The organism is Moorena sp. SIO4E2 (assembly GCF_010671945.1).
GTDB classification, from domain to species: Bacteria; Cyanobacteriota; Cyanobacteriia; order Cyanobacteriales; family Coleofasciculaceae; genus Moorena; species Moorena producens.
The window spans coordinates 1-1,242 of sequence record NZ_JAAHIE010001309.1; the positions used below are offsets into that span (position 1 = coordinate 1).

The window sequence follows — 1,242 nt, forward strand, 5'->3', positions numbered from 1 at the left end:
TTATAAACCCACGTTGAACATATTCTTGCTCAAATGACACATTTGCCTGAGAGCCAAAATCTGTTGCCTGTCTAAACGAAGATTATTAACTTGAGTTAGCATCGACCCTTCCGCTATCAATATAGATATTATAGCGGAAATCCTGGAAAAATGCAACAGATCTTGAAGTTACCGTAAGAATAAAGAACGCACTACTGCTGCTGATCCAACCAAACCACTAAATCCGTTGCTGTCTCAAAATCCAACAACGCTTCACTCAATTCCTCCAATCGAGTAATGGATAATCCCTCAATCTTCTGTTGGAGCACAGGGTCAAGTAAACCTAACCTCAGGGTTAGTAAACGCATCACAATGAATCGGGCTTCCTCCTGCTTGCCGCGCTGGCGTCCCTTTTGGATAATATCTTGATAGGTGACTGATTCTTCCATAATTTCCTCGGATAACAATCGACGCACTAAATCTTTCTCAAACCGTAAACCAGCCAGCACATCCACACAGGCTGCTAGGTTTCCCCGTAATGGTTTTTCTTCAATGTCTTGATGCAGTCGCTCATGGGGGAAACCCCCAAGACCGCGCTGCATCGCTTCTATCCACTTCCACAACCACTTGCTCTAACAATAGATTAGGGTTATTGCTCTTAGCTAAAGTTGCCAAGGGTAACAAAGCCCGATTGGCCAACAGTGCTTGAGGGTCTTGCTCCCAAAGACGAATTATTCTATAACGGTGCCAGGTATTAATATCCCTAAACTCGTTATTGAATACCAGATCTGAGGTCGTAGACTTTAGAAAAATTACCACCTGCTCAATTGGACATCGGTACTTGCGGTGTAGTCTGACCCAATAGTCCAACATCCGAAATGGTAATGGTGGCTCGGATGGGGGTAGGGTTTGAAATTCTAGGTGCAGAATTTGGTTAGTACTTTGGAGTAGAGTCAGAGCATCAGCTTGAATTGGTTCAGCACTTAATTCGCTGTCTTGATGCAGTCGCTCATGGGGGAAACCCCCAAGACCGCGCTGCATCGCTTTTAAGTACCTGAATATCCCGAGGTTCTTCACCCAATAGCCACTGAAAAAAATCCGATGGGTATGCTTCTGATAAGTATTTGCAGATATTATCGTAGGCCAAGGCAAATTGTTCAAAGTTAACACTATCTCAGACAGTGTAGTGAATTTGAGCTAAAAAATTGATCGCACCTGGATCTTGTTTATTGATTCAAGTTATGATAATCGAGCACTGATGAT

General features: G+C 43.3%; 1 pseudogene. It reads right to left on the reverse strand.

Annotated elements, in window-relative coordinates:
* Positions 1 to 191: 191 nt before the first annotated feature.
* Positions 192 to 1,126, reverse strand: a pseudogene (locus tag F6K37_RS43215) (Rpn family recombination-promoting nuclease/putative transposase).
* Positions 1,127 to 1,242 lie beyond the last annotated feature (116 nt).